Origin of the sequence: Gilliamella sp. Bif1-4 (genome assembly GCF_001690535.1) — a bacterium.
GTDB lineage: Bacteria > Pseudomonadota > Gammaproteobacteria > Enterobacterales > Orbaceae > Gilliamella > Gilliamella bombi.
In genome coordinates this window covers 1-2,938 of the sequence record NZ_LZHC01000073.1, presented here as the reverse complement: position 1 = coordinate 2,938, position 2,938 = coordinate 1, and the positions used below count along the sequence as shown (strand labels likewise).

Sequence of the window (2,938 nt, the reverse complement as noted above, 5' to 3'; positions counted from 1 at the left end):
AAGGTCGATAAATTGATGTCGTTCCCGGCAATGACGTTAGTGACGCCCTCTTCACCGCCATTAACCAACAAGGCCGCGCCTAAGTTGATGTCATGTCCCGCTTTTAAGTAAATATCACCATCATTGACGTTGATACTTGAAATCTGGTCAATCACGGTGTTTTTACTTTTGCTCGCACCGTAATGCGTTTCGGTGGTTGAGGTGGTGCTATTTAAGTTGATGTCGTTATTCGCTTGTAAATATGCCAATCTATCCGCATTTAATCTGCCACTGCTGTTGATGCTATCTTTCGCTTGAATAATGATGGCGCCCGCATCAATCAAACCTTGGTTATTGACGTTATTACCTAATAAGGCAACTCGGTTTTTACCTAATATCGTCCCCGAGGATTCGATATCCTTCTCCGCCAGCACCGTGACACTTTTTCCCGATAATAATGCCCCGTCCGTCGTTAATTGTGGGCGGTTATTTTGTGAAAATAATTCAGGATTCTATACCGTTTCATTTTAACTACAGGGCAACCTGTCACCATTACCAATAAAAAGGGCAAGTTAATTGTTCAACTTGCAAAGTAGATGACATTGTTCATAAATTGTTAGTTCAGTTCTACGATCTACTTCGCAGAACTGAATTATTAAAAATATTATTTTTCTAGTACATAAGATTTATAAGTTCCATCATCATTTTCTAACCAAAAACGAGAGCATTTAGTACAAACAAGCACTCTAATTCTTTTTGAGTCTACTTTTAAAATAAAATCATCAACGTCAATTTGATTATGATTTTTTTCTAATATCCATATAATTTCATCAATTATTTTTTCAGCAATAAAAGAATATTCATAATCATTATCACTATCAGATAAATGCATTACATGACCACATTTACAAATAAATTTAGACATTATTGAGCTCCTTTATTGGGTCTGTCATAACGAGTAATTTGACCTTTAGAATCTTGAAAAAATAGAGTATTTATATTTTTTGCTCCCGGTTTTCCCCATGTGCGATTTACAATACTTTGTATGTCAGTCTTTGATAGATCTGCCTGAATAATAATAGAGTTTGTTTGTCTATTTTTATTTTCAATTGCCCTTAATATTGATTTCTCAGTCATTATTTTAGAATTTGGTGTATAAACATCAACTTTACCAATTCCCTCAACATAAAGATCTTGAGTTTTAACCTTATTTTGATTAACTTCCTTTTTAACAACAACATCATAACCTAAGTATAAGAAACCACTACCAGCTCTTATCTCATTAGCATTTGGTGTTGAACCTCGTTCAAAAATCATCGTTCCGGTTTTACCCGAATTAATATTACTAATTGAATTACTATCAGGTGCAAGTACAATTTGATTGCCTTTATCTAAAATGACATTTCCAGTTGTTCCTGTTGAATTGTCTTTAGGAATAAAATTAGAAGTTACTACCGGCGCTAATGTTAAAACACCATCAACAACTTTTAATACGGCATCAGTTGTAAATTTGCCCTCGTTGTATATTTGAGCAACTCCTTCACCTAATGCATGACTTCCTTGAGCCGTATCAATTGCATTATAAATAAAACCTACTCCTCCAGGCAAAAAGTTCATTACTGGACGACCGACTTGTCGCTCCCATTCCGTTGCTTGAAGATACTTCTGAATATTATATTGTTCTCGATAATATTCTTCATTTTCATCCATTGCACGAGAGCTAAATAATTTTTCAAATAATGATTTATTTCCGATAGATTCCCAGTAAGCATCATTATATTGCTCTTGCTGCTCTTTTGTTCCTAAATATGGATAATCATAATTATGAGGCCTATATCCCCAGTTACCTGTTAATAAATCGTTAACTGATTGTCTGGCGGCTTCTTCTCCGCTCATTCCTTCCACTTGTTGGTAATAACGTGACAAAGATACAGCTAGTTGTTGAACCTCTGCTTCCGTTAATGAGTTCGGATCTTTATAATATTTTCCAACTAGATAATCTCCTTTTTGATCTAACTCATCAAGCATAAACATTTCTATTTTTTCTTGTTGAGTTAAGAATCCTTTATTTCGTTTATTTCTTAACTCTTCTAAACGATGCTGATCTTTTGGTCCCAAAAAGTTATTCTCAACCGCATTTTTCCCTGCAGCAACCCCTGTATTGATATCTTGAATATCACCACCGGCAGCGGCTATTGCAAGACCTGTCGCGAGTTGTGATAGGGCGCTGATTTGTTGTCTTTCTTCTTGTGATAATTCCGCTACTGTTTTACCTGGGTAAAGAATACCCATGATAACCTCAGCACCACGTTCACTTGCAGCAGCACCCAAGCCACCCACTAGTGCAGAGTTGCCTTGTAGCTCGGCTACCACCGCACCGAGTATCGCATGGCTGACGGTGTTGGCAACGGTGCTTCCTTCGGTCTGTTGTTTGATAATAGTCGCAATTTTTGGCGCGAGTGCCCCTGCGGCTGCCCCTGTCATGTCGCCACTGATTAAGCCGTTGATGAGACTCACGGCCATGTCAATGCCTTGACGCGTGTCACTGCCCATCGCTGTCATGCCTTGATTCATCGATTCTTTGTAGGCGTCTTCGTAGATTTTTTGTTGCTGCTCGTCGGTTAAAACGATGCCTTTGTCTGCGGCTTTTTCTTGTTCTTTTTCTACCGCTTCTTTTGCCTTGGATTCAGCTCTTATCCGGTCTATATGATTAAGCATCGTTAACGTTTCACCACCAATTTCACTTACTAACTGCGTTTGGTCGATGATGTCTTGCTCTTTTTGTTTGTTAAAAATGTGTTTGAGTTCGTTATTCGCCTGCTCAGTATCTCGGCTTAATTCGTTGATATCTTGTTTTTGGTCGTCTTTGTTGCGGATAATTATCGTCCCTTCCGATACCGCTGAATGCGTCGTCGAATGCTCGCTTTCGTTTTTGTTGCGACTGGTTGGCATCGATGGC

3 protein-coding genes are annotated in these 2,938 nt (G+C 38.2%); all 3 read right to left on the bottom strand.

Annotation, left to right across the window (positions count from 1 at the left end; all coding sequences use genetic code 11):
- On the bottom strand, positions 1 to 413 hold a 413-nt coding region (locus tag A9G25_RS11450), incomplete at its 3' end, for a hypothetical protein (RefSeq protein WP_141675098.1).
- Between the two features lie 230 nt (positions 414 to 643).
- Entirely contained in the window at positions 644 to 904 is a 261-nt protein-coding gene (locus A9G25_RS11445; protein WP_065627015.1) for a hypothetical protein, read from the bottom strand.
- Positions 904 to 2,938, bottom strand: a 2,035-nt coding sequence (locus A9G25_RS11440) for a VENN motif pre-toxin domain-containing protein (protein WP_176701128.1), incomplete at its 5' end; no start/stop codon positions are given. The genes A9G25_RS11440 and A9G25_RS11445, both read right to left, overlap by 1 nt.